25 protein-coding genes are annotated in these 22,163 nt (G+C 54.3%); 8 read left to right on the top strand and 17 right to left on the bottom strand.

Annotated elements, in window-relative coordinates:
* Window positions 1-267: 267 nt before the first annotated feature.
* The 8 genes from QOY30_RS06550 to QOY30_RS06585 form a co-directional block, all read right to left on the bottom strand.
* Window positions 268-468, bottom strand: a complete 201-nt coding sequence (locus QOY30_RS06550) for a hypothetical protein (RefSeq protein WP_283743823.1) — start codon at window positions 466-468, stop codon at window positions 268-270.
* Window positions 469-985: 517 nt separating this feature from the next.
* On the bottom strand, window positions 986-1,123 hold the full coding sequence (locus tag QOY30_RS06555; protein ID WP_283743824.1) for a lmo0937 family membrane protein: 138 nt from the start codon (window positions 1,121-1,123) through the stop codon (window positions 986-988).
* Between the two features lie 50 nt (window positions 1,124-1,173).
* Complete coding sequence (locus tag QOY30_RS06560) at window positions 1,174-1,395, bottom strand: hypothetical protein (RefSeq protein WP_283743825.1); 222 nt, start codon at window positions 1,393-1,395, stop codon at window positions 1,174-1,176.
* Window positions 1,396-1,448: 53 nt separating this feature from the next.
* The gene (locus tag QOY30_RS06565; protein WP_283743826.1) at window positions 1,449-2,060 is read right to left on the bottom strand and encodes a hypothetical protein; all 612 of its coding nucleotides are present in this window, start codon (window positions 2,058-2,060) and stop codon (window positions 1,449-1,451) included.
* A 74-nt stretch (window positions 2,061-2,134) separates the two neighbouring features.
* Entirely contained in the window at window positions 2,135-2,335 is a 201-nt protein-coding gene (locus tag QOY30_RS06570; protein ID WP_283743827.1) for a CsbD family protein, read from the bottom strand.
* Window positions 2,336-2,742: 407 nt separating this feature from the next.
* A complete protein-coding gene (locus QOY30_RS06575) occupies window positions 2,743-3,174 on the bottom strand; it encodes a CBS domain-containing protein (protein WP_283743828.1) in 432 nt (143 codons plus the stop codon).
* A 504-nt stretch (window positions 3,175-3,678) separates the two neighbouring features.
* Window positions 3,679-5,694, bottom strand: a complete 2,016-nt coding sequence (locus QOY30_RS06580; RefSeq protein WP_283743829.1) for a sodium-translocating pyrophosphatase — start codon at window positions 5,692-5,694, stop codon at window positions 3,679-3,681.
* Between the two features lie 53 nt (window positions 5,695-5,747).
* Window positions 5,748-7,001, bottom strand: a complete 1,254-nt coding sequence (locus tag QOY30_RS06585; RefSeq protein ID WP_283743830.1) for a 6-phosphofructokinase — start codon at window positions 6,999-7,001, stop codon at window positions 5,748-5,750.
* A gap of 223 nt (window positions 7,002-7,224) precedes the next feature.
* Here QOY30_RS06585 and QOY30_RS06590 point away from each other — a divergent pair, with 223 nt between their 5' ends.
* Window positions 7,225-8,001 (top strand): oxygen-binding di-iron domain-containing protein, encoded by a 777-nt coding sequence (locus QOY30_RS06590; protein WP_283743831.1) that lies wholly within the window; start codon window positions 7,225-7,227, stop codon window positions 7,999-8,001.
* Between the two features lie 51 nt (window positions 8,002-8,052).
* On the opposite strand, the gene QOY30_RS06595 is transcribed toward QOY30_RS06590, so the two are convergent.
* The 8 genes from QOY30_RS06595 to QOY30_RS06630 are packed head-to-tail and all read right to left on the bottom strand — an operon-like array spanning window position 8,053 to window position 12,627.
* Window positions 8,053-8,580 (bottom strand): gamma carbonic anhydrase family protein, encoded by a 528-nt coding sequence (locus QOY30_RS06595; RefSeq protein WP_283743832.1) that lies wholly within the window; start codon window positions 8,578-8,580, stop codon window positions 8,053-8,055.
* Window positions 8,577-8,975, bottom strand: a complete 399-nt coding sequence (locus QOY30_RS06600; protein ID WP_283743833.1) for a GlcG/HbpS family heme-binding protein — start codon at window positions 8,973-8,975, stop codon at window positions 8,577-8,579. Before QOY30_RS06600 ends, QOY30_RS06595 begins: the two co-directional genes overlap by 4 nt.
* Window positions 8,976-8,977: 2 nt before the next feature.
* The gene (gene adk / locus QOY30_RS06605; protein ID WP_283743834.1) at window positions 8,978-9,634 is read right to left on the bottom strand and encodes an adenylate kinase; all 657 of its coding nucleotides are present in this window, start codon (window positions 9,632-9,634) and stop codon (window positions 8,978-8,980) included.
* A 14-nt stretch (window positions 9,635-9,648) separates the two neighbouring features.
* Window positions 9,649-10,425: a 3-deoxy-manno-octulosonate cytidylyltransferase gene (kdsB, locus tag QOY30_RS06610; protein ID WP_283743835.1), complete on the bottom strand. Its 777-nt coding sequence runs from the start codon at window positions 10,423-10,425 to the stop codon at window positions 9,649-9,651.
* Entirely contained in the window at window positions 10,425-10,610 is a 186-nt protein-coding gene (locus QOY30_RS06615; protein WP_283743836.1) for a Trm112 family protein, read from the bottom strand. Before QOY30_RS06615 ends, kdsB begins: the two co-directional genes overlap by 1 nt.
* Window positions 10,610-11,593 carry a tetraacyldisaccharide 4'-kinase gene (gene lpxK, locus QOY30_RS06620; protein WP_283743837.1) on the bottom strand — a complete coding sequence of 328 codons (984 nt, stop codon included), beginning with the start codon at window positions 11,591-11,593 and terminating at the stop codon, window positions 10,610-10,612. Before lpxK ends, QOY30_RS06615 begins: the two co-directional genes overlap by 1 nt.
* Before the next feature lie 9 nt (window positions 11,594-11,602).
* Complete coding sequence (locus tag QOY30_RS06625) at window positions 11,603-12,025, bottom strand: ExbD/TolR family protein (RefSeq protein WP_283743838.1); 423 nt, start codon at window positions 12,023-12,025, stop codon at window positions 11,603-11,605.
* Window positions 12,022-12,627, bottom strand: a complete 606-nt coding sequence (locus QOY30_RS06630; protein WP_283743839.1) for a MotA/TolQ/ExbB proton channel family protein — start codon at window positions 12,625-12,627, stop codon at window positions 12,022-12,024. Before QOY30_RS06630 ends, QOY30_RS06625 begins: the two co-directional genes overlap by 4 nt.
* Window positions 12,628-13,031: 404 nt before the next feature.
* On the opposite strand from QOY30_RS06630, the gene xseA reads away from it, so the two are divergent.
* The 4 genes from xseA to QOY30_RS06650 all read left to right on the top strand — a co-directional run bounded on the left by xseA (window position 13,032) and on the right by QOY30_RS06650 (window position 17,690).
* Window positions 13,032-14,366: an exodeoxyribonuclease VII large subunit gene (gene xseA / locus QOY30_RS06635; protein WP_283743840.1), complete on the top strand. Its 1,335-nt coding sequence runs from the start codon at window positions 13,032-13,034 to the stop codon at window positions 14,364-14,366.
* Between the two features lie 43 nt (window positions 14,367-14,409).
* Entirely contained in the window at window positions 14,410-16,056 is a 1,647-nt protein-coding gene (locus tag QOY30_RS06640; RefSeq protein ID WP_283743841.1) for a glycosyltransferase family 39 protein, read from the top strand.
* On the top strand, window positions 16,053-16,424 hold the full coding sequence (locus QOY30_RS06645; protein ID WP_283743842.1) for an EamA family transporter: 372 nt from the start codon (window positions 16,053-16,055) through the stop codon (window positions 16,422-16,424). Before QOY30_RS06640 ends, QOY30_RS06645 begins: the two co-directional genes overlap by 4 nt.
* Window positions 16,425-16,568: 144 nt before the next feature.
* Entirely contained in the window at window positions 16,569-17,690 is a 1,122-nt protein-coding gene (locus QOY30_RS06650) for a DegT/DnrJ/EryC1/StrS family aminotransferase (protein ID WP_283743843.1), read from the top strand.
* A 19-nt stretch (window positions 17,691-17,709) separates the two neighbouring features.
* Here QOY30_RS06650 and QOY30_RS06655 read toward each other — a convergent pair whose 3' ends face one another.
* Window positions 17,710-18,864: a methyl-accepting chemotaxis protein gene (locus QOY30_RS06655; protein WP_283743844.1), complete on the bottom strand. Its 1,155-nt coding sequence runs from the start codon at window positions 18,862-18,864 to the stop codon at window positions 17,710-17,712.
* Window positions 18,865-19,102: 238 nt separating this feature from the next.
* Here QOY30_RS06655 and QOY30_RS06660 point away from each other — a divergent pair, with 238 nt between their 5' ends.
* The 3 genes from QOY30_RS06660 to QOY30_RS06670 are packed head-to-tail and all read left to right on the top strand — an operon-like array spanning window position 19,103 to window position 22,141.
* Window positions 19,103-20,167: a glycosyltransferase gene (locus QOY30_RS06660; RefSeq protein ID WP_283743845.1), complete on the top strand. Its 1,065-nt coding sequence runs from the start codon at window positions 19,103-19,105 to the stop codon at window positions 20,165-20,167.
* Window positions 20,164-21,087 (top strand): formyltransferase, encoded by a 924-nt coding sequence (locus tag QOY30_RS06665; protein WP_283743846.1) that lies wholly within the window; start codon window positions 20,164-20,166, stop codon window positions 21,085-21,087. The genes QOY30_RS06660 and QOY30_RS06665 overlap by 4 nt, the downstream gene beginning before the upstream one ends.
* 10 nt (window positions 21,088-21,097) lie before the next feature.
* The gene (locus QOY30_RS06670) at window positions 21,098-22,141 is read left to right on the top strand and encodes a bifunctional UDP-4-keto-pentose/UDP-xylose synthase (RefSeq protein WP_283743847.1); all 1,044 of its coding nucleotides are present in this window, start codon (window positions 21,098-21,100) and stop codon (window positions 22,139-22,141) included.
* The last annotated feature ends 22 nt before the right edge of the window (window positions 22,142-22,163 follow it).

A 22,163-nucleotide genomic window follows, 5' to 3' on the forward strand; every position in this document is an offset into this window, starting at 1 on the left:
ATGCGATCGTGACAAGCTGACGGTTTGTGTCAGATGAAGAACGAGCCAATGCACTTTATTGAGGCGGAGTAGCCGGTACAAGTTGCCATCCGTTTGGGCAAGAAGGGACGTTCGGGTAATAAGCATTCGCAGCAGGACAGAAGTAATAAAACTGGCCCGGCGGGACTGCTCCACCAGACACGGGAGCTGGTTGTGTATAAACCGGAACGGGTTGAGCGTTGTTCAAATCCGGTGATGCCAAGCTATAACCAATCACTCCGCCAATAACTAAGGGAGCAACCCAGCCATAACCACCACCTTGCCAACCATAGCCACCACCTCGCCCCCATCCATCGCCACCTTCACGGCCCCAATTACCACCTCTTTCACCGCCACCTTCACGGCCCCAATTACCACCTCTTTCACCACCACCGTCTCGGCCCCAACCGCCGCCCCTTTCTCCACCACCACCTCCCCAGCCACCACCATGCCCATCTTCGGCGTAAGCCATAGTGGTCGATAGAATCGCAAGGAATGTAAAAATTAATATTTTTTTCATGGTGATACCTCCAAATTGACATGCAACCGTTACACGCATGACATAAGCTAAGACCGACACAATAAAACAACGTTCCGTTACAGTTATTTGCTTTCAGCAACGGGAGTGATAACGCCTTAGGGGACTGAGCTAATCCGCCGTACACATTTCAAGGTAAACAATGTGAACGGAGGTGTCAAATGGTTAAAATCATTCACAAAAAAATCTCCAGTACAGGCGAGTGAGATTCTGCAAAGATTTGAATTGGAAGTACTCGGGTTGTTGGAGTAGGGACAGAGCGAGCCATCCCGCTTGCTGTAGAAAAGGGGACTTTCAATTTATCGCAGGGTGTTCCCATCTGACGGTGCCATGATGCCCAAGTGTGCCTGAAATCATGAAAACGAAGGTTGCAAATTCACCGCCACCGCATTGCAGCATGCAATGCGGGCAGCCGGATCGTTGATTGGCTCAACCCCTGATAACCCTTAGCAAGAGGATCACAATGGCAATCACCAACAGAATATGAATGAAGCCACCCATGGTATAAGACGTGATCAAGCCCAGCAGCCACAAAATGAGCATTACAACGGCAATGGTATAAAGCATATTATTGCCCTTTCAATTTTATGAGTTTGTCCGAAAACATCTGCGCCGACTTACTTGGCTGATATAGATTCTTCCTCAAGCGCAGAACTCAGGTGTTCTTTGCATATCTCGTAGCCAACAAAGCCACCCATTACGGCACCACCCACCACACCGACGATCGTATCGACTCCGGCCACTGCGCCAACACCTGCTCCTGCCAGGGTGCGCCACAGATAACCGAACAACACAATTGATGTTGCAGTAGTCATAACAGTTTTTTGAATTGCGTTCATTTTAAATACCTCCGTATTTAACTTCCGGCTCTGGGCAAACCCTGACTGGCGGCTTACTTGCCGTAGTGTATCTTTGCTTCTTTTACACAAGCTTCCTTGGTGTCACCCGCCAGGGCATTACATTTTTCTTCCGCTACCGAAAGATCTGCCTCGCGCTTTTCATCGGTTGCTTCGTGACGTGCTTCCTTGCCTGTTTCTTTCGCCTTCATGTGCGCCTCTGCGGATTCTTGCCTGGCGGTGGCGTTGGCTTCTGATGCTTTCAACCGGGCCTTTGCATCCGATTCCGCGCCGACCAGGGCCGCTTTTGCTTCTTGTTCACAAACGTCCTTGACGTTGCCCGCACTGTCATCGCACTTTTCTTTGGCAACGGCATAATCGGTTTTTGCCTTGGTGACACTCACTTTGTAGCTTGCCTTGTTTGAAGGCTTGTAGCTTGCCTTAAGCTCGGCCTTGGCGACCTTTTCCGTACGTTTGGCTTCAGCCATGCAAATATCCTTGGCGTTGTGGGCGAAGGCATCACAGCTTTTTTTGGCGGATTTGTAATTGGCTTGAATTATTTTCTCGTTGGCTTTGTATTCACTATGCGACATATTTTCTGCCATCGCACCGGCACTGAATGAGAGTGCGGTTATAGCCAGGATTGCGTTGATGTATGTTGTGTTCATTTGTTTCCCTGATTTTATTAATCAAATGATTTGGCGGTTACGGCGGTCTGATCGCGTGTCAGCGATGGAGCGTTCTATTTCTGGCTCACCTGCCTTGCGGCAAGCTGCTTTTCCGATCCATCCCTGAAAATTCCATTTGATTCCTGGATTCTTCCGGACAGACTCACACATTTGCCGGCGGCGATTTCAAGTTGATCATCGGTAAGCATTCCCCACTTTTGTTTGATGCTGCCCTTGAATTGTTTCCAATTCCCTTCGATACGATCCCAATTCATGTTGGACTCCATTTTGGTTGATTGAGAATTGCGGCCTGTGCCGGCAATCGAGGTGGCCGGTCGACTTGGGCGAGAAAACTGACCTCGAATAACCTTGCCGCCAAACGCATCATCACCTGTCTCTGCAATATGCTCTGTGCGCTAGTGCACAAGCGGAGCAATTGTTTGTTCGCTAATGGCTCCCAGTAGAAAATTGCTCTATGGGAAATGTGGGTTCAAGGAAATAATTCAGGAAATGAAAATCGACGGTGCAAATTTGCACTCAAGTTGGCAGCCAAGCAGATAAAACCCAACCAATTAACCGGCAAGGCAATGCATGTCACCTGCTAGACTGAGATTACATAAATGCTTCATGTAAAGGCTATAGACCTGCCTGCCTTTGCGACAACACGAAGCCCGATCAAAGTTCAGGAGTTGATGTAATGCTCCAGTTGCTCGATTATAAAACTTTGCTCGGATATCTTTACCTTGACCAAATCGCCGATAGAGACGATGCCAAGAATATTCTGTTGTTCATCAAGTACCGGGAGGTGGCGGAAAAAACGCTCCGTCATCAGCGCCAGACATTGCGATACTTCCATATCAGGTTTCACGAAACGTACTTTCTCGGTCATCACCTCATGCACCAGCAGTTCACGCGCGTTGAGGCCCAGCGAAGAAACCTTCTGCAGGCAGTCGCGTTCGGTAAAAATACCGACCAGTTTTTTGCTATTGACTACCATGACAGCCCCGATGTCGCGTTCGCGCATCAACTCCATTGCACTTTGAACCGTATCTCCCGGCGCTACGGTGGAGAGGGGCCTCGTTTTTTCAGCCAGTATTTGTTTGATCGTTTTCATGTTTTCCTCCGTCCGTCACAAAGAGCACCCCGGCCAGTCCATTGTTCTTTACTGCGAACCAAACAAGGTGTATTTCATCGTTTTTATCTTGCCAAGTCCGACGTCGCTTTATAGCTTATCGGACTGACTTATCAGACGCGCGCGCTTGGGCATCCAGACTTGAGCAATGGAGTTTTGAATGGCGTCTGAACAATCAACTCCTGTTCTTTGCAACTGCACAACCGTTTAACCCGCTCTTAATAGCCAATCCCCAAAGCCCAGCCATGCATTCAATCTTTGTTGTTTACATAGTCTTGCGGGATATGAGATATATAGTAAGCCGATTTGAGAAATAAAGTGCAATTTTGAGAAACACTGACGAATTGGATACGGAAGCATCCTTTATTATCAACCTCACTCGGAGTGATGGAATTAATACCGGCGGTTTTCGGCAAACGTTGACAAAAAAGAAGGCCGACAGTTAGTCGGCCTCTTGTAGCACTTATATATTAACGAGAATAGCTTTTACAGCAACGGCACGATCATCAGCGCGACGATGTTGATGATCTTGATCAGCGGATTCACTGCAGGGCCGGCTGTATCCTTGTAGGGATCGCCGACGGTGTCGCCGGTTACGGCGGCTTTGTGCGCTTCCGAACCCTTGCCGCCGAAGTTGCCTTCCTCAATGTATTTCTTCGCGTTGTCCCACGCTCCACCGCCGGTGGTCATGGAGATAGCGACAAAGATGCCGGTCACGATCGTGCCGACCAGCACGCCACCGAGTGCTTGCGCACCAAGGGTCAAACCGACGATCACGGGCACGGCAACAGGCAGCAACGAGGGAATGATCATTTCCTTGATTGCGGCTTTGGTCAGCATGTCCACGCAAGTGCCGTATTCCGGTTTGCCCGTACCTTCCATGATGCCGGGGATTTCCTTGAATTGGCGGCGTACTTCTACCACCACGCTACCCGCGGCGCGTCCGACCGCTTCCATACCCATTGCAGCAAACAGGTACGGCACCATGCCGCCGATGAACAGGCCGATGATGACCATGTGGTTGGACAGATCGAAGGTCAACCCAGGGTGATTTGCAGAAAGAGCATGGGTGTAGTCGGCGAACAGCACCAGTGCAGCAAGGCCGGCGGAGCCGATGGCGTAGCCCTTGGTCACGGCCTTGGTGGTATTGCCCACGGCATCGAGCGGGTCAGTGATGTTGCGCACGGACTCTGGCAATCCTGCCATTTCGGCGATGCCGCCAGCGTTGTCCGTGATCGGTCCATAAGCGTCGAGCGCCACGATGATACCGGCCATGGAAAGCATCGAGGTCGCGGCAATGGCAATTCCGTACAGTCCAGCCAACGCAAAGGCGCAGTAAATCGCCAGACACACGACCAGTACCGGTGCTGCAGTGGAACGCATGGACACACCCAGACCGGCGATCACGTTGGTGCCGTGACCTGTTGTGGAGGCTTGGGCAATGTGGCGTACCGGACTGAACTCGGTGGCGGTGTAGTACTCGGTGATCCACACCAGAGCTGCAGTGAGGATCAGGCCGATGATGGATGATCCATACAATGCGTTGACGCTATACATGCCGTTGTCTGCCATCAGCCATTTGGTTATCGGGTAGAAGGCGACGAGTGCCAGCACCGCCGAGACAGCCAGGCCGCGATACAGAGCGTTCATGATCTTGCCGCCTTCGCGTGCGGTGACAAAGAACGTGCCGACGATGGATGCGATGATCGAGAAGCCGCCCATCACGAGCGGATAAATGACTGCATTGGGTGAATTGGCCATTAGCAAGCCGCCCAGCAGCATGGTGGCGATGATGGTCACAGCGTAGGTTTCGAACAGGTCGGCGGCCATGCCGGCACAGTCACCCACGTTGTCGCCCACGTTGTCGGCGATCACCGCCGGGTTGCGCGGGTCGTCCTCCGGGATGCCTGCCTCGACTTTGCCGACCAGGTCAGCGCCGACATCCGCACCTTTGGTGAAGATGCCGCCGCCGAGACGGGCGAAGATGGAGATCAACGAGCCGCCGAAACCAAAGCCCACCAGCGCGTGTGTCGCTTGAGCACTGGTATCCCCCATGCTGGTGAGGACCAGGAAATAACCGGCCACACCGAGCAGGCCCAAGCCAACCACCAGCATGCCCGTGATGGCGCCGCCTTTGAAGGCTACGTTCAGGGCTGCATTAAGCCCGCTCTTGGCCGCTTCTGCAGTACGCACGTTGGCGCGCACCGAGACGTTCATGCCGATGAAACCGGTCAGGCCGGAGAGGAGAGCGCCGATGGCGAAGCCAATGGCAGTCTGCCAGCCGAGTGCGATGAAGATGACGACGAACAAGGCAGCGCCGACCCAGGCAATGGCGGTGTATTGACGTTTCAGGTACGCCGACGCGCCTTCCTGAATGGCGGCAGCGATGCTCTTCATCTTCTCGCTACCCGTCGATTGGGCCAGTATCCACTTGCTTGAAATTATGCCGTACAGAATCGCTGCAATCGCACAAAACAGTGCAAAACCCAAGCCACCTGCCATGATTTATCTCCTCAAGTAAAAACCGCCCCATGTGGAGCGGTAAGTTAACAACATTAAATTTTGAATTCCTCCAGTTTTTTTGCGACAGCTACATTCTTCAACTGTACATATTGCGGCAACCCGTCTTTATATGGCGGGTAATCCTCGCCTTTGATAAGCGGCGTGAGATAAGTACGGCATTTTTCGGTGATACCGAAACCATCCGGTGTGATGAAGTTGCGCGGCATGAATTTCTCCACGTTGGCAACTTTCGATAGCGGTGCGACACCGACTTTCCATTTGTATGGTTTGTCTGACACACGTTCCACGGTAGGCATTACGGCGTTCTGGCCTTTGAGTGCCAGCTCGACGGCCGATTTGCCGAGTGCATAGGCCTGCTCTACATCGGTCTTGGACGCGATGTGGCGCGCGGCGCGCTGCAGGTAATCCGCGACTGCCCAATGGAATTTGTAACCGAACGCTTCTTTGACCATGTTGGCGACCACGGGGGCGGCACCGCCAAGTTGTGCGTGACCGAAGGCATCCCGCGTGCCTTGCTCGGCCAGGAATTTGCCGTCGGGGTAGTGACAGCCTTCCGACACCACCACACTGCAATAACCGTGTTTCTTGACCATTGCGTCTACCTTGGCGAGGAATTTCTTCTGGTCGAATTCGATCTCCGGGAACAGGATGACGACGGGGATGCCTTGATCTTCAACCAGGCCGCCCGCGGCGGCGATCCAGCCGGCATGGCGTCCCATCACTTCCAGTACGAACACCTTGGTCGAGGTTTTGGCCATGGAACGCACGTCGAAGCTGGCTTCCAGCGTGGAGACAGCGATGTATTTGGCAACGGAGCCGAAACCGGGACAACAGTCCGTGATCGGCAAGTCATTGTCCACGGTCTTCGGTACATGGATGGCCTGCACCGGATAGCCCATTTTGTCGGATAGCTGCGAGACCTTGTAGCAGGTGTCGGCGGAATCGCCGCCGCCGTTGTAGAAAAAGTAGCCGATGTTATGTGCCTTGAACACCTCGATCAGGCGCGCATATTCGCGCTGGTTCTGTTCAAGTGATTTGAGTTTGAAGCGGCAGGAGCCGAAGGCGCCGGAAGGAGTGCTGCGCAATGAAGCAATGGCTTTGGCGGATTCTTTGGTGGTATCGATCAGGTCTTCGGTGAGGGCGCCGATGATGCCGTTGCGTCCGGCATAGACTTTGCCGATCTTGTCTTTGTGTTTTCTTGCGGTTTCGATCACGCCGCAGGCTGAGGCATTGATGACGGCAGTGACGCCGCCGGATTGTGCATAGAACACGTTCTTCTTCGCCATATTTTGCTCTCCGTCAAAGATTGTGAAATGAACTAATTTTTTGATACCGGGATTATCTTACGCCAATTACGACCTGTATTGTTACGTACAGAGTGTTGGATAGAATCAGACTTAAGTAGTATGAGACTTCAGACTAAAGTAAAATGAAAACTAATCAGAATGCATATACAAGTATTAAAGATATAATTAAAAAAACGAGCTAAACCATTGAAGGGGGAAATGCATGACCATCGAATTATTCAATAACGGCAAACACCTATGCCTGATGTTCGACGATCTGGTGGATGATTCGGAAGGGGAAGCGGTCCAGGCCAATCAATTCCTGATCGTCGATAACGGACAGGGCGCGTTGATCGATCCCGGTGGCAACATGACCTACAATGGCCTGCTGATGGAAATGCACAATTATTTCCCGCCGAAGAAGCTGAAGTATATTCTGGCTTCACACGCGGATCCGGACATCATTGCTTCGGTCAATAAATGGATGATCCATTCCGATTGCAAAGTGATGATCTCCAAATTGTGGGTGCGTTTCGTGCCGCACTTCTGCAGCGGCGATAACTCCTCCGGGCGTGTACTCGGTATTCCTGACGAGGGCATGAATCTGTCTTTGGGCAACTCCATCATCAAGGCGATTCCGGCGCACTTCATGCATTCGGAAGGCAATTTCCAGTTCTACGATCCGGTCAGCAAGATACTGTTTTCGGGCGATATGGGAGCATCTCTGGTGGGGCATACGGAGGCGGACAAACCCGTTGAAGATTTCAAATCGCATATCCAGTACATGGAAGGTTTTCACAAGCGCTACATGATTTCCAACAAGATCTGCCGCTTCTGGGTCAACATGGTGCGCCAGATGGACGTTGAAGCCATCGTACCGCAACACGGGCGGTCTTTTAAGGGCAAGAAGATGGTGAACGAGTTCTTGAACTGGATTGAGGCATTGCCTTGCGGTATTGACTTGATGACGCAGGAAAACTATCGCGCTCCGGCCAATTGAGTTTGCCGTTCTCGAAAGAGGTCATCATCCGGTTTCGGATGATGACCTCTTTTATTTGAGGGTGTGCAAGTTCACTGCAAAATCCCCGGCCTTCTCCACGTAGTGCGCGGCATTGGCATGCATCGCGGCGATTTCTGTTTCGTTTAGCGTTCGCAGTACCTTTCCAGGCGAGCCGATTACCAACGAATTATCCGGGATGATTTTTCCTTCCGTGACGAGTGCGTTCGCACCGATCAGGCAGTTCTGTCCAATGACGGCGTGATTGAGGATGACGGCCTTGATGCCCACCAGCGAACCATCGCCGATGCTGCAGCCGTGCAACATGGCCTGGTGCCCGACGGTGACATTCTCCCCGACAGTCAGTGGTGAGCCTATGTCGGTGTGCAGCACGGAACCGTCCTGAATATTGCTGTTCGCGCCAATGTGGATGGGTTCGTTATCGCCGCGCAGTACTGCGCCAAACCAGATGCTGACGTTATTTTCAAGGATCACGGTCCCGATGACGTCGGCACTGGGGGCGACGAAATGCCTGTCGCCGCGCAGTTCGGGGATGCGGTCGCCAAGGCGATGCAAAGTCATAGGGCGTTCATCCCGGCTTGGGCGATCTGGCCGTCCTGAAAGGAGCGCACGCCGCTGATGCCGAGGCCGCCGATAACGACCCCGTCGCGTACCAACGGTACACCGCCTTCGGCCGGAATCACACCGGGCAGGGCGAGATGGATGAGGCGCCCGCTTAACACGGCATCTTCCGATGCCTTGGTTGGGCGCTGGAAAGCGATGGCGGCATGAGCTTTCGCGATGGCAGTTTCCACACTCCCGAACTGAGTGTCATGGCTGCGCTGCAGATAGAGCAGATGGCCGCCGTCGTCCACCACCGCGATGACGACTTTCCATTCGTTGGCGCGGGCTTCCGATTCGGCGGCGGCGGCCATGCGCCTGGCGTCTTCCAATGTGAGGACGGGTTTGGTTGCCATGGTCACTTACCCAGTGCGCGAAACACCTGGTCGCGGATGCCCTCAACGCTGCCTACGCCGGCAATGTGTATCACCTTTGGGGCTTTCGCATCGCCAGATTTACTCCATGCGGTGTAATACTCGACCAACGGCTGTGTCTGTTCGTGGTAAACGTTGAGGCGCTTGATGACGGTTTCTTCCACATCGTCGGGGCGCTGCACCAGATCTTCGCCGGTGACATCATCCTTGCCCGGCACCTTGGGCGGATTGAACACTTCATGATAGGTCCGTCCGGATGCCGGATGCACGCGGCGTCCCCCCATGCGCTGGACGATCTCGCCGTCCGCCACGTCGATCTCCACCACATAGTCTATGCGGATGTCCGCATCTTTCATCGCCTGTGCTTGCGGAATGGTGCGCGGGAAGCCGTCGAACAGAAACCCCTTGGCACAATCCGCCTCCTTGATGCGCTCTTTTACCAGATTGATGATGATGTCGTCGGAGATCAGGTTACCCGCATCCATCACCTGCTTTGCAGCGAGGCCGAGCGGTGTACCGGCTTTGATGGCCGCGCGCAGCATATCCCCGGTGGAAATCTGGGGGATGCCGAATTTTTCCTTGATGTAGCTCGCCTGGGTTCCTTTGCCTGCGCCGGGTGCACCTAACAGAATCAGTTTCATTGATGTTTTCCCTTTCAATTAAATCCGCTATGTAATCGGGTGAACAGACGCCGTGCGACTTCCAGATCATGTTCGGTGTCCACCCCGCTGGGTGGTGCTTGATCGGTCTTGGTTACGCCAATCTTGTACCCATGATACAACGCACGCAGTTGTTCCAGCGACTCGATTTGCTCTATCTGAGTAGGGTTAAGTTCACCAAAATTGCGCAAGAAGCCGACACGATAGCCGTAGATGCCGATATGTCTCAGCACATTGACGGTCTGAGGCAAGGGTTGGTGCTGGGCATACGCATCCCGCGGCCACGGAATGGGGGCACGGCTGAAATAGAGCGCGTTGGCGTGTTTATCCAGAACCACCTTGACCACGTTCGGGTTGCGCATGGAGGCTTCGTCGTGAATGGGATGACAAGCGGTGGAGATGGTGCAATCGCTATGGTCGTGCAGATGTTGCGCTACGGCACGAATGAGATCGGGCGGTATCAGCGGTTCATCGCCTTGCACGTTGACCACAATGGTATCGTCCGGCCAGCCTTGTCGGGCTGCCACCTCGGCAATGCGGTCTGTGCCGCTGGCATGATCTGCCCGTGTCATGCAGGCCTGAAAGCCGTGCTCCTGCGCAGAAGCGATGATAGGCTGGTGGTCGGTCGCGATGATGATCTGCTGCGCACCGCTTTGTGCGGCTTGTTCGGCGACGCGTATCACCATCGGTTTGCCGCCGATATCCAGCAGAGGCTTGCCGGGCAAGCGCGTGGAGGCGAAGCGGGCGGGTATGACGACCTTGAAAATCGGCATCAAAGCGATTCAATCTCTTTCAGGGTAAGTTCGCGTGCTTCGTCTGCCAGCATCACCGGAATGTCATCTTTGATGGCGAAGGCCAGTCTGTCTGCTTTGCAGATCAGTTCTTGTTCCGCTTTGCGATATATAAGAGGGGATTTGCACAGGGGGCAAACCAGAATGTCGAGAAGTTTTGCGTCCATTATGGCGTGACCTTTTTCAGGATTAATTGAGTAAGAGCTGTGTTGACTTGTGCATCCACACGCAGCACCCAGCATTTCTCGGTGGCGAATGCCGCGCATTTTACCGCATCTTTTTCGGTCATGAGTATCGCATCCGCATCTTTGAAAGCGATATCGGTTGCAGAATAGCGATAGTGATCGGGAAAGGCATGCTGTTGTGCATTCAGTCCGAGATGTTCGAGGTGGGTGAAAAATCGACGCGGATGGCCGATGCCGGCGATGGCATGCAAATGCTGTCCGGCGAACTCGCTGGCAGAAACAACGATTGCGGGATTGAGCAAGTTATAGAAAAGCGAACCCTGCAGGCTCATGGCAAATTCCGTTCCGTTTGCCTGTCCGCCGTTGATCACGACCGCATCCACTGTGTGCATACGCGATACAGGTTCGCGCAATGGGCCGGCAGGCAGCAACAGGCCATTTCCGAAACGCCTTGCGCCATCAACGACGACGATCTCCACATCACGCTGCAAACGATAGTGCTGCAATCCGTCATCGCTCAGGATGATGTCGCATTCGGGGTGCGCTTGCAGCAGGGCAAGCGCCGCTGCAGGTCGATTGCGTCCTATCCACACGGGACAAAGTGCGCGCTGCGCCATCAGTAGCGGTTCGTCGCCGACCTCATCTGCGGCGTCCTCTATCGAGATTTCATGCGGAACTGACTTTTGTTCGGAGGCTCCAGTGTAGCCGCGGCTGACGATGCCGGGGTGCCAGCCATTGTCGACCAGCTGTTGTGCCAGCCAGAGCGTAAGCGGGGTCTTGCCGGTGCCGCCCACGCTGATGTTGCCGACGACGACGACCGGGACGGGCAGTTTGACAGAAGCCAGAATGCCGGTGCGGTAAAGAAAGCGCCGCGCGGCCGCGAGTGAGCGAAAGACCAGGCTGACCGGGAAGAGCAGCAGGTGGAGCGGCGAAAGTCGATACCAGTGGTGTTGCAGCCGCTCCATACTGAATGTTTACTTGCTTTGGTTTTGCGTAGTGAAGGTAATACGTCCGAAACCCGCAATGCGTGCGGCTTCCATGATATTGATGACGGACTGGTGCGTTGCCTTGCCATCGGCGTTGATGATGATGGTCGGATCGGTTTGATCGCCGGCGGACTTGCGCAATATTTCGGCAAAATCGTTCACGCCGTTGAATGCGGAACGCACATTGTTTACCGCGTAATGCTCCGAGGCATCGACCGCCACGTTGATCGGCTTGCCGGCGGCGGATACGCCTGCTTCGCCGGAAGCCTGCGGCAGGTTGATCTGCAACTGCGCGAAATTGGAATAGCTGGTAGTGACCATCAAAAAGATCAGGATAACCAGCAGCACGTCAATCATCGGGATCAGATTGATCTCCGGTACCTCGCGATTGCGTCCGCGCTGAAAATTCATTTGCGCTCACCGTGCACGACTTCGACCAGTTTGATCGCCTGCTGCTCCATCTCGATCGTCAGAGAATCGACCTGCGCACGAAAATGGCGGTAGGCGATCATGCTGGGCACGGCAACGATCAGCCCGAAAGCGGTGTTGTATAAGGCCACCGAGATGCCGTGCGCCAGTTCGGCCGGAGCGGCGCCGCCCGCATTCTGCGAACCGAAGATTTCGATCATGCCGATCACGGTGCCGAACAGGCCGAGCAACGGGCTGATCGAGGCGATCGTGCCCAGCGTGGTGAGGAAGCGCTCGAGATCGTGTGCGGCACCGCGTCCAGCCTCCTCGATCGACTCTTTCATCACTTCAGGCGCGCTCTTGATGTTCTTCAATCCCGCAGCGAACACCTTGCCCAGCGGAGATCCTTCGCTCAATCTTGTAAGCATCTGCTGGCTGACGCCGCGCTGTTTGAGTTCCTGGACCACCTCGTCGATCAGCGTGGGTGGCACGATTTTCTTGTGGCGCAAGAAAAGTGAACGTTCGGTAATGAGTGTGACAGCGACCAGGGATGCGATGAGGAGTAAATAGATCGGCCAACCGGCCGCTTCAATGAGTGTGAACACGCAACGTCTCCAGGAAATTATGCTTAAATTCGAAGGCGGCACTGTATCTTGTAGGGCATGTTTGAGCAAGGTCGCCGGGCATCCTTGGCGCTAACTCATAGTCGGATAAGAGATTTGTATTCTTATGCACAAAATCTGTGGATAACTTTGTGCATGAATGTCAGAAAGAGGGGGCGCAAGCCCAATGCTATAGCCATTTGTTAATAGTAGCCCAAAAAATATACCGCAATAAAACACTTAATAAACAATAATATATCGTAAGTTGTAATATTGCTGCAACGTCTGTTCGTTCGGAAGCGGCGAATTTGCTGGAGTTGTGGATTGAAATGAATTGTCAATATGCCATTTGGCCTATTTTGAAAAAATATTTCTGAGTAGTCGAGAGAATCATAGGGAATAAAAGAATGGACAGGAATCGAGTACTGAGTGTGCGCGAACTGAATCTTGCGGCGAAACAATTGATTGAAGGTGGCCTGCCTTTGTTGTGGGTGCGCGGAGAGATTTCCAACTTTGTGAACGCGGCCTCCGGGCACTGGTATTTTTCACTCAAGGACGAGGCCGCTCAGGTCCGATGCGTGATGTTTCGGCACAAGAGCCAATATCTGGATTTCAAACCCGTGAACGGAATGCAGGTTGAGGTGCTGGCGCTGGCGACCCTGTACGAGGCGCGCGGCGATTTTCAATTGACGCTGGAAAAGATGCGTCCCGCCGGATTGGGTGCGTTGTATGAAGCGTTCGAACGGTTGAAGGCCAAACTGGAAGGAGAGGGGCTGTTCGATGCCGGTCGCAAACGAGACTTGCCGCTGCTGCCCAAGCAGATCGGCATCGTGACTTCGCCGCAAGCAGCCGCATTGCGCGATGTCCTGCGCACCCTGGCGAACCGCATGCCCAATGTGCCGGTTGTGCTGTATCCGGTGCCGGTGCAGGGCGAGGGCGCAGCGCAAAAGATCGCACAGGCAATCAATATGGCAAGTCGGCGCGCCGAGTGCGATGTACTCATACTGTGCCGCGGTGGCGGCAGTATTGAAGACTTGTGGGCATTCAACGAAGAGGTGGTGGCACGTGCCGTTGCGGCCAGCCACATTCCCGTCGTGAGCGGAGTCGGGCACGAAACCGATTTCACCATTGCCGATTTTGTGGCCGATCTGCGCGCGGCGACACCCACAGCGGCGGCACAGGCAGTAGTGCCGGATCGGCAGGAGTTGCGCCAGCGCCTGGTGCAGCATCGCCAACATTTGAAACGCGCCGTCATGCGCCAGTTCGAACAGTGCATGCAGCAAGTCGACTATTTGCAACGTCGGCTGGTGCATCCCGCACAACGCATTCGGCAGCAGGGCGAGCGCCTGGCTGCTTTGTGGCAGCGCATTCGACTTTCACAAGCCTATGTCCTGCAGCATCGGCAGGGACGCTCGGATTCGTTGTGGCAGCAGCTGCGCACGCAGCGTCCAAATGTAGCTCGTTTGCAGGAACAGCAGACAAACCGGGCGCGGCGCTTGAGTTCGGCAATGCAGTACACCCTGGACCGCCATAATGCGCGGCTGCTTGCATTGCAACAGCACCTGCAGCATCTCGATCCGCAACAGGTGCTTGCACGCGGCTACAGTATGGTGCGCGATGCAAAAGGGAAAGTCGTGCTTAGCAGCGAACGAATCGCCCTGGGGGAGAGCCTGGACATCACGTTCGCGCAAGGCGGTGCACGCGCAGTCGTGCAGGAAAAGCGCGAGCCCCAGGCGGATTAGGTTAAAATCCGCGCCTGTTTTCAGGCATCCAGATTTTTCCTTTATGACGAATGACATTTCCCGGCGCGGACTCCTGCTGCTATTGCTTGCAGTCGTGCTTATCTGGTTCGGCAATCTCGAATACCGCAAGCTCATCCGGCCTGACGAAGGACGCTATGCCGAGATTCCGCGCGAGATGGTGGTGAGCGGCGACTGGACAACACCGCGCCTGAACGAACTGAAATACTTTGAGAAGCCCCCGCTGCAGTATTGGGCCACGGCAGTGGCCTATGAAGTGTTCGGAGAACACCAGTGGACATCGCGCATATGGGCGGCGCTGACCGGATTTGCAGGTATTCTGCTGGCTTGGTTCACAGGTGCACGCCTATTCGGGCGCGAGGCGGGAATTTATGCGGCGTTGCTGCTAGGCAGCAGCATGCTCTATGCGATGATGTCCCACATCAACACGCTGGACATGGGCGTGACCTTCTTCATTTCGCTGGGACTCTTTTCACTGCTGCTCGCGCAAAAGGAAGATCAGGTCGCGGTGCGGCGCAACTGGATGTTGCTGGCTTGGGCCGGGCTGGCGCTGGCCGTATTGAGCAAAGGCCTGATGGGTTTGGTTCTGCCGGGGGCCGCACTGTTCCTGTATTCGGTGTTCAACCGCGATATTACCGTGTGGAAACGCATGCACTGGTTTAGCGGCCTGCTGCTGTTTTCGCTGATCGCGGTTCCCTGGTTCGTTCTGGTGATCAAGGCCAATCCGGAATTTTTCCAGCGCTTCTTTATCTACGAACATTTTGAGCGCTTTACCACCAAGGTGCATGGGCGTTTCCAGCCCTGGTATTACTTCGTGCCTATTCTGCTGCTGGGCATGATGCCGTGGACCATGCTGATGTTCGACACCTTGCTGCGCTCATGGCGCGGCAGCGTGCGAAAGGTCAAGGTGTTCAGTCCGGAGCGATTCCTGCTGGTGTGGGCAGTGTTCGTCTACCTGTTTTTCTCGGTTTCGGATTCCAAGCTCCCCTCATACTTGCTGCCAATATTCCCGGCGCTGGCACTGCTGATGGGCAAGCAACTTGCGGAAATGAAGGCGCGCCGCCTGTTCTGGCTGACCATCCCGTCACTGGTGGTGGTTGCCATCCTGCTCGGCCTCGCACCGTTTGCCGACAGAACGGCGGATACGCCCTTGCAACATCAGATGTACAGCGAGTATTCCGTTTGGCTGGTGATTGCGGCGGCATTCTGGCTCGTCAGCGTGATTGCGGCATTGTGGTTGTTGCGTCGTGACAGCAAGATGATCGCGGTTGTTGTGCTGGCATTCTCTTCGCTCATTGCGGCGCAAGCCGGTGTGTCGGGCTACAACACCATCGCGCGCGAACGCTCCAGCTATATCATTGCGGATGCAATCAAGCCGCTGATCAAGCCGGATGTGCCGTTCTATTCCGTGTTCTGCTACGAACAGACCTTGCCGTTTTATCTCAAGCGGACGTTCACGCTGGTCGATTACCAGGATGAAATGGACTTCGGTATTAAAATGGAACCGGAACGCTGGATACCTTCGGTTGAACTGTTGGCCAAGCGCTGGAGTGCGCAAGCGGAAGCCTATGCTATTGTGCCGACACCATTGCTTTATATACTCCAACAGCAAGGAATAGCGATGAAAGAGATTTATCGTGACGAACAATATGTGGTGGTGAGCAAACCATGAACCTGATCAGTTTTAGCTTGATCTTTACCGGCGTGATGCTCAACGCCGCCGCGCAGATCCTGATGAAGGCGGGAACCAATGCCATCGGCCATTTCGAATTCAGTGTCGCGAACATCCTGCCCATCGGCTGGAAACTGGCGACCGAATGGCACATTATCACTGCCTTATTCTGCTATGGCATCAGCGTGGTTGTCTGGATACTCGCGCTGTCACGCGTACCAGTCAGCATCGCCTTTCCAATGCTGTCCATGGCTTATGTGGTGAATGCCATTGCGGCCTGGTATCTGCTGGGCGAGGCCTTCAATCCGACCAAGCTGGTTGGCATGGGCGTGATCATCTTTGGCGTTATCATTATTTCGAGGGCTTGAGACCGTCATTCCGGCGCAGGCCGGAATCCAGTCGTTATATAAATACCTTGCATCGCAAGGAAAAATCCAAAGCAAATTGAATAAAACCGCTGGATCCGGGCCTGCCTTGGAATGACGGGTTTGTAGAAGAGGAATGAACAAAACATGAGCGAATTTTTACCTTTCACCAAACCTTTTATCGACGAAGCCGCCATTGCCGCCGTCGGAGACGTGCTGCGTTCCGGTTGGGTCACCAGCGGTCCCAAGGTGCTGGAATTCGAGAAACAACTCTCCGCTTATTTCGGAGGGCGTCCGGTGCGCACTTTCAATTCCGGCACCTGCACCATGGAGATCGCCTTGCGCATCGCTGGTATCGGTGCAGGCGACGAAGTCATCACGACGCCGATTTCCTGGGTGGCGACTGCCAGTGTCATTCTCGAGGTTGGTGCAACACCTGTGTTCGCGGATATCGATCCGGTCACGCGCAACATCGACCTGGACAAGGTCGAAGCGGCGATCACACCGAAGACCCGCGCCATCATCCCGGTCGATCTTTCCGGCCTGCCAGTGGACAGGGACCGGCTGTATGACATTGCCAAACGCCACAAACTGCGCGTGGTGGAAGACGCGGCGCAGGCCATCGGTTCCTTGTGGGGCGGCAAGCGTATCGGCTCGTTCGGCGATTTCGTTTCCTTCAGTTTTCAGGCCAACAAGAACCTCACTACCACCGAAGGCGGCTGTCTGGTATTGAACAACGAAGACGAAGCTCGTCTCGCGGAAAAATATCGCCTGCAAGGCGTGACGCGTAGTGGCTTCGACGGCATGGAAGTGGATGTGCTGGGCGGCAAATTCAACCTGACCGATGTCGCCGCGGCGATCGGTCTGAACCAACTGCCGCAGCTGGACGCCATCACCGCGCGCCGTCATGCACTGGCCAGGCATTATTTCGTGACTTTTGGCGCGGACTTTGAAAATCAGACAGGCGTGCAATTGCCAATCAGGAATTTTGAAAACACCAACTGGCATATGTTCCAGATCGTCCTGCCGCAAGGTGTCGTGCGTGCCGAGTTCATGGAAAAGATGAAAGCGCGCAACATCGGTTGCGGCGTGCATTACCCGCCCATACATCTGTTCAAGATGTACCGTGAGCGCGGCTTCAGGGAAGGCATGTTCCCTGTTGCCGAGAGCGTCGGGAAACGCATCGTGAGTTTGCCGATGTTCCCCAGGATGAGTGAAGCGGATGTCGAGCGCGTAGTGAAGATGGTACGAGAGGTACTGGGCAGTTGACTGACGCGAATATTGGCGATCAGCGCCTGGTAGCCTGCATGGGTTCGCGGCATTCCTGGTAATTCTCGGAGTTAATGTTTTCCTTGCCGCTTTCGGCAATCGTCTCCAGCGATTCCAGCACCTTGAAACTGGCTTTTTCCATTTCGGTAATCGCTTCCAGGCCCAACTTGTATTGTCCTTTGTGATAATGAGTAACGGCTTCTACGCCATAACGGTGGAAGCGCTGATGCGGTTCCGCCATTTCCGGGTACCCGCGCAGTTTGGAAAAACAGTGCTTGCCTTCGCCTTCGTAATACCACTTGCCGAGGCGGCAGGACTGGTCACTGGAAAATTCATCAGGTTTTTTCGATGAAGTACCGAGGAAAACTTTGTATATCTCGAACTTGTAGACCAGATGATCCATTTTTGCAACTTCGACGAAAGTACGCAATGCAGTTGTGCTGATTGCATTCTTCATTTGCACGGTGACTTGCATTAGTTCTCCCATGCTGGCGGCTGCCTGCTGTCCGTCTTTATGGAATTGCTCGGCCTGTTGCGGGCTGACTTCCACCAGCGCTTTGACGTCCGCAGTTTCTTTCTGTATCGCACTGACCAGTTTGCCGATCTCGCTGGTGGCGGTGGATGTACGTTCGGCCAATTTTCGTACCTCGTCGGCGACCACCGCGAAGCCGCGGCCCTGTTCGCCTGCACGGGCTGCTTCGATGGCCGCATTCAGTGCCAGTAGATTGGTCTGTTCGGCTATTTCCTTGATCAATTTGACGATGCTGCCAATCTGGCTGGTACGTTCATTCAGGTGGTCGACGCTGACCGCTGTCTCGGCAGTCTTTTCTGACATCTTTTGCAGGTTGCTGGAGATGCGTTCTACTGCAACGAGGTTCATGCTCAATGCGCCCGTGGTCTCGCCGATCTGCTCTTTCTCGTGTTTCATGGTGCTTGCCAGAGTCGCCAGTGAACTCTGAATTTCCTTGGCGGATTCGCAATAGGAGTTCATGTGCTGGAACAATCCTTCGTGCATGACGACCAGTTCTGATGCGCCGTTGAAATTCGCCAGGACTGATTCATGTTCTTGCGTGAGGGAGCGCACATTGCTTTCTCGTTCGTTCAGCAATTGCTCAAAATCATGCAGTTTCTCTTTCAGGCTTACCACTTCCTGTTTATAGCCGTTATTGAACATGATCGATCGTCTCCATTTGTGATGATGTGTTTCATGCAAGCGGACGATTCCACTTAAAAATATCCGCGATATCGGTTGATTTGTTAGTAAGGTTATCAACCATAAGCCGGGCTAAATCAATATGCCAAAAGGTCTAGATAGCTATCTAGATAAAACCGCTACAGGGGTTATGTCGCAAGAACAGCTTGGGAATGGCGGATTTCACGAACCTCATGCTCTGCGGTAGAATGCCGTCCCTATGAGTACTCCCCAACTTTCCGTCGTCATCCCCGTCTATAACGAAGAACAAGGCCTGCAAGCACTGTTCGATCGTCTGTATCCCGCGCTGGACAAGCTCGACATCGGTTACGAAATCCTGTTCGTCAACGATGGCAGTCGTGACCGCTCCGCCGCCATCTTGCGCGAGCAGTTCCAAAAGCGCCCCGATGTGACGCGTGTGGTGCTGTTCAACGGTAATTTCGGTCAGCACATGGCGATCATGGCCGGTTTCGAGCACTGTCGAGGACAACGTATCGTTACGCTGGATGCCGATCTGCAAAATCCGCCGGAAGATACGCATTTGCTGCTGGCCAAGATGGACGAGGGGCACGATTATGTCGGTTCCATCCGGCGCCAGCGCAACGACAGCTGGTGGCGGCATGTTGCCTCGCGCGCCATGAACGGCCTGCGCGAAAAGATCACCCGCATCAAGATGACCGATCAGGGCTGCATGTTTCGCGCCTACGACCGCAACATCATCGACGCGATCAACAGTTGCCAAGAGGTGAACACTTTTATCCCTGCATTGGCATACAGCTTTGCGCGCAATCCTGCCGAAGTGGTAGTGGGGCATGAGGAGCGCGCGGCGGGCGAGTCGAAGTATTCGCTGTACAGCCTGGTTCGCCTCAATTTTGACCTGATGACCAGCTTCTCTCTGGTGCCGTTGCAGATGTTCTCCATGCTGGGGATGCTGATCTCGGTGCTTTCTGCGCTGTTCTTTGTTTTCCTCGTGATTCGCCGCCTGGTGATAGGCCCCGAAGCGGAAGGCCTGTTCACGCTGTTTGCATTGATGTTCTTTCTGATCGGCATCGCGCTCTTCGGCATCGGTCTCTTGGGTGAGTACATCGGACGCATCTACCAGCAAGTGCGGCACCGTCCGCGTTACCTGGTGGAAGCGGTACTGGAACAGTCTGGGAAGGGAGAAGGGGGAAGAGGGAAGAGTAAAACCGCTTATCCCGATAACGTCGAGGTCGCCCCAAAGAAAGCGAAGTCCAAGGCTGCAACAGTACCTGCAACCAACATGTTCGCGGATGGTGAGGAATGAGCCGAGCCGTTGTTTTTGCCTACCATAACGTAGGCGTCCGTTGCCTCAACGTATTACTGGCGCAAGGTGTGGATGTGGTGCTGGTGGTGACTCACCGCGACAATCCAAAAGAAACCATCTGGTTCGAGAGCGTGCAGAAACTGGCCGAACTGCATGGCATTCCGACCATCACGCCCGACAATCCCAATGTGCCTGAAGTGGTGGAGCAGATACGTGCCTTGCAGCCGGATTTCTTCTTTTCCTTCTACTACCGCGAGATGCTGAAAGCGCCGCTGCTGGCCATTCCGAAAGGGGGGGCACTGAACATGCACGGCTCCCTGTTGCCGAAATACCGTGGCAGGGTGCCGGTGAATTGGGCGATAATCCGCGGCGAAACGGAAACGGGCGCGACGCTGCACTACATGACCGAGAAGCCGGACAACGGCGACATTGTGTCGCAGCAGGCAGTGCCCATCCTGCCCAACGATACGGCACACGAAGTTTTCCAGAAGGTGACGGTAGCGGCAGAAATGGCGCTGAACAACGTGTTGCCGGCACTGCTGGCAGGCAGGGCGCAAGCAATGAAGCAGGATTTGAGCAAGGGTGCTTATTTCGGCGGGCGCAAAGCGGAAGACGGCGTTATCGACTGGTCGCGGTCTGCGCTGGAGATACACAACCTGGTGCGCGCTGTAGCGCCGCCGTATCCAGGGGCTACGACGCAAATCATGGGCAAGTCCATGCGCATCCTGCAGACGCTGGTGAGCAAAGATGATGCGGCCGGAAAAGAGCCCCCTGCCTTCTGCGTGAAAGAAGGAAAAGCACATGCAACCTGTGCAAACGGCGTATTGCGCGTGGTGCGATTCGAGCTGGATGGTATCGAAATGAGCGCAGCGGATTTTGCCGCGAAGTACGGTACAAAAAAATTTGAATTCAATCGTTGAGGAAATAGAAATGAAAAAAGTCCTGATACTGGGTGTGAACGGCTTCATCGGTCACCACCTGTCCAACCGCATCCTGGCCACCACAGACTGGGAGGTCTATGGCATGGACATGAGTACCGACCGCATCACCGACCTGATCGGCAAGCCGCGTTTCCACTTCTTTGAAGGCGATATCACCATCAATAAAGAATGGGTCGAGTACCACGTCAAGAAGTGCGACGTAATCCTGCCGCTGGTGGCGATCGCTACGCCTGCCACCTACGTCAAACAGCCCTTGCGCGTGTTCGAATTGGATTTTGAAGCCAACCTGCCCATTGTGCGAGCCTGCGTGAAGTACAACAAGCACCTGGTGTTCCCGTCTACTTCCGAAGTTTACGGCATGTGCCACGACGAAGAATTCGACCCCGAGAATTCGGAACTGATCTGCGGCCCGATCAACAAGCCGCGCTGGATCTACTCCAACTCCAAGCAGCTGATGGATCGCGTGATCTGGGGCTACGGCATGCAGGACAACCTGAACTTCACCCTGTTCCGTCCGTTCAACTGGATCGGTGCCGGTCTGGATTCGATCAATACGCCGAAGGAAGGCAGCTCGCGCGTGGTGACCCAGTTCCTCGGTCATATCATTCGCGGCAATAACATCAGTCTGGTCGACGGCGGTCACCAGAAACGCGCCTTCACCTATATCGACGACGGCATCGACGCGCTGATGAAGATCATCGACAACAGGAATGGCATCGCCACCGGCAAGATCTACAACATCGGCAACCCGACCAACAATTTCGCCATTCGCGATCTGGCCGAAATGATGCTCAAGCTGGCAAAGGAATATCCGGAGTACAGCGATTCCGCCGCCAAGGTGAAGATCGTCGAGACCACTTCCGACGCCTACTACGGCAAGGGTTACCAGGACGTGCAGAATCGCGTGCCGAAGATCACCAACACCTGCGAAGAATTGGGCTGGAAGCCGACCACTACCATGGCCGACACCCTGCGCAAGATATTCGATGCCTATCGCAGTCAGATCGCCGAAGCGCGCGGTTTGGTCGATTAAACAGGATTTAGGAACTGGGATT

It is taken from the genome of Sideroxydans sp. CL21 (assembly GCF_902459525.1).
Lineage (GTDB): Bacteria > Pseudomonadota > Gammaproteobacteria > Burkholderiales > Gallionellaceae > Sideroxyarcus.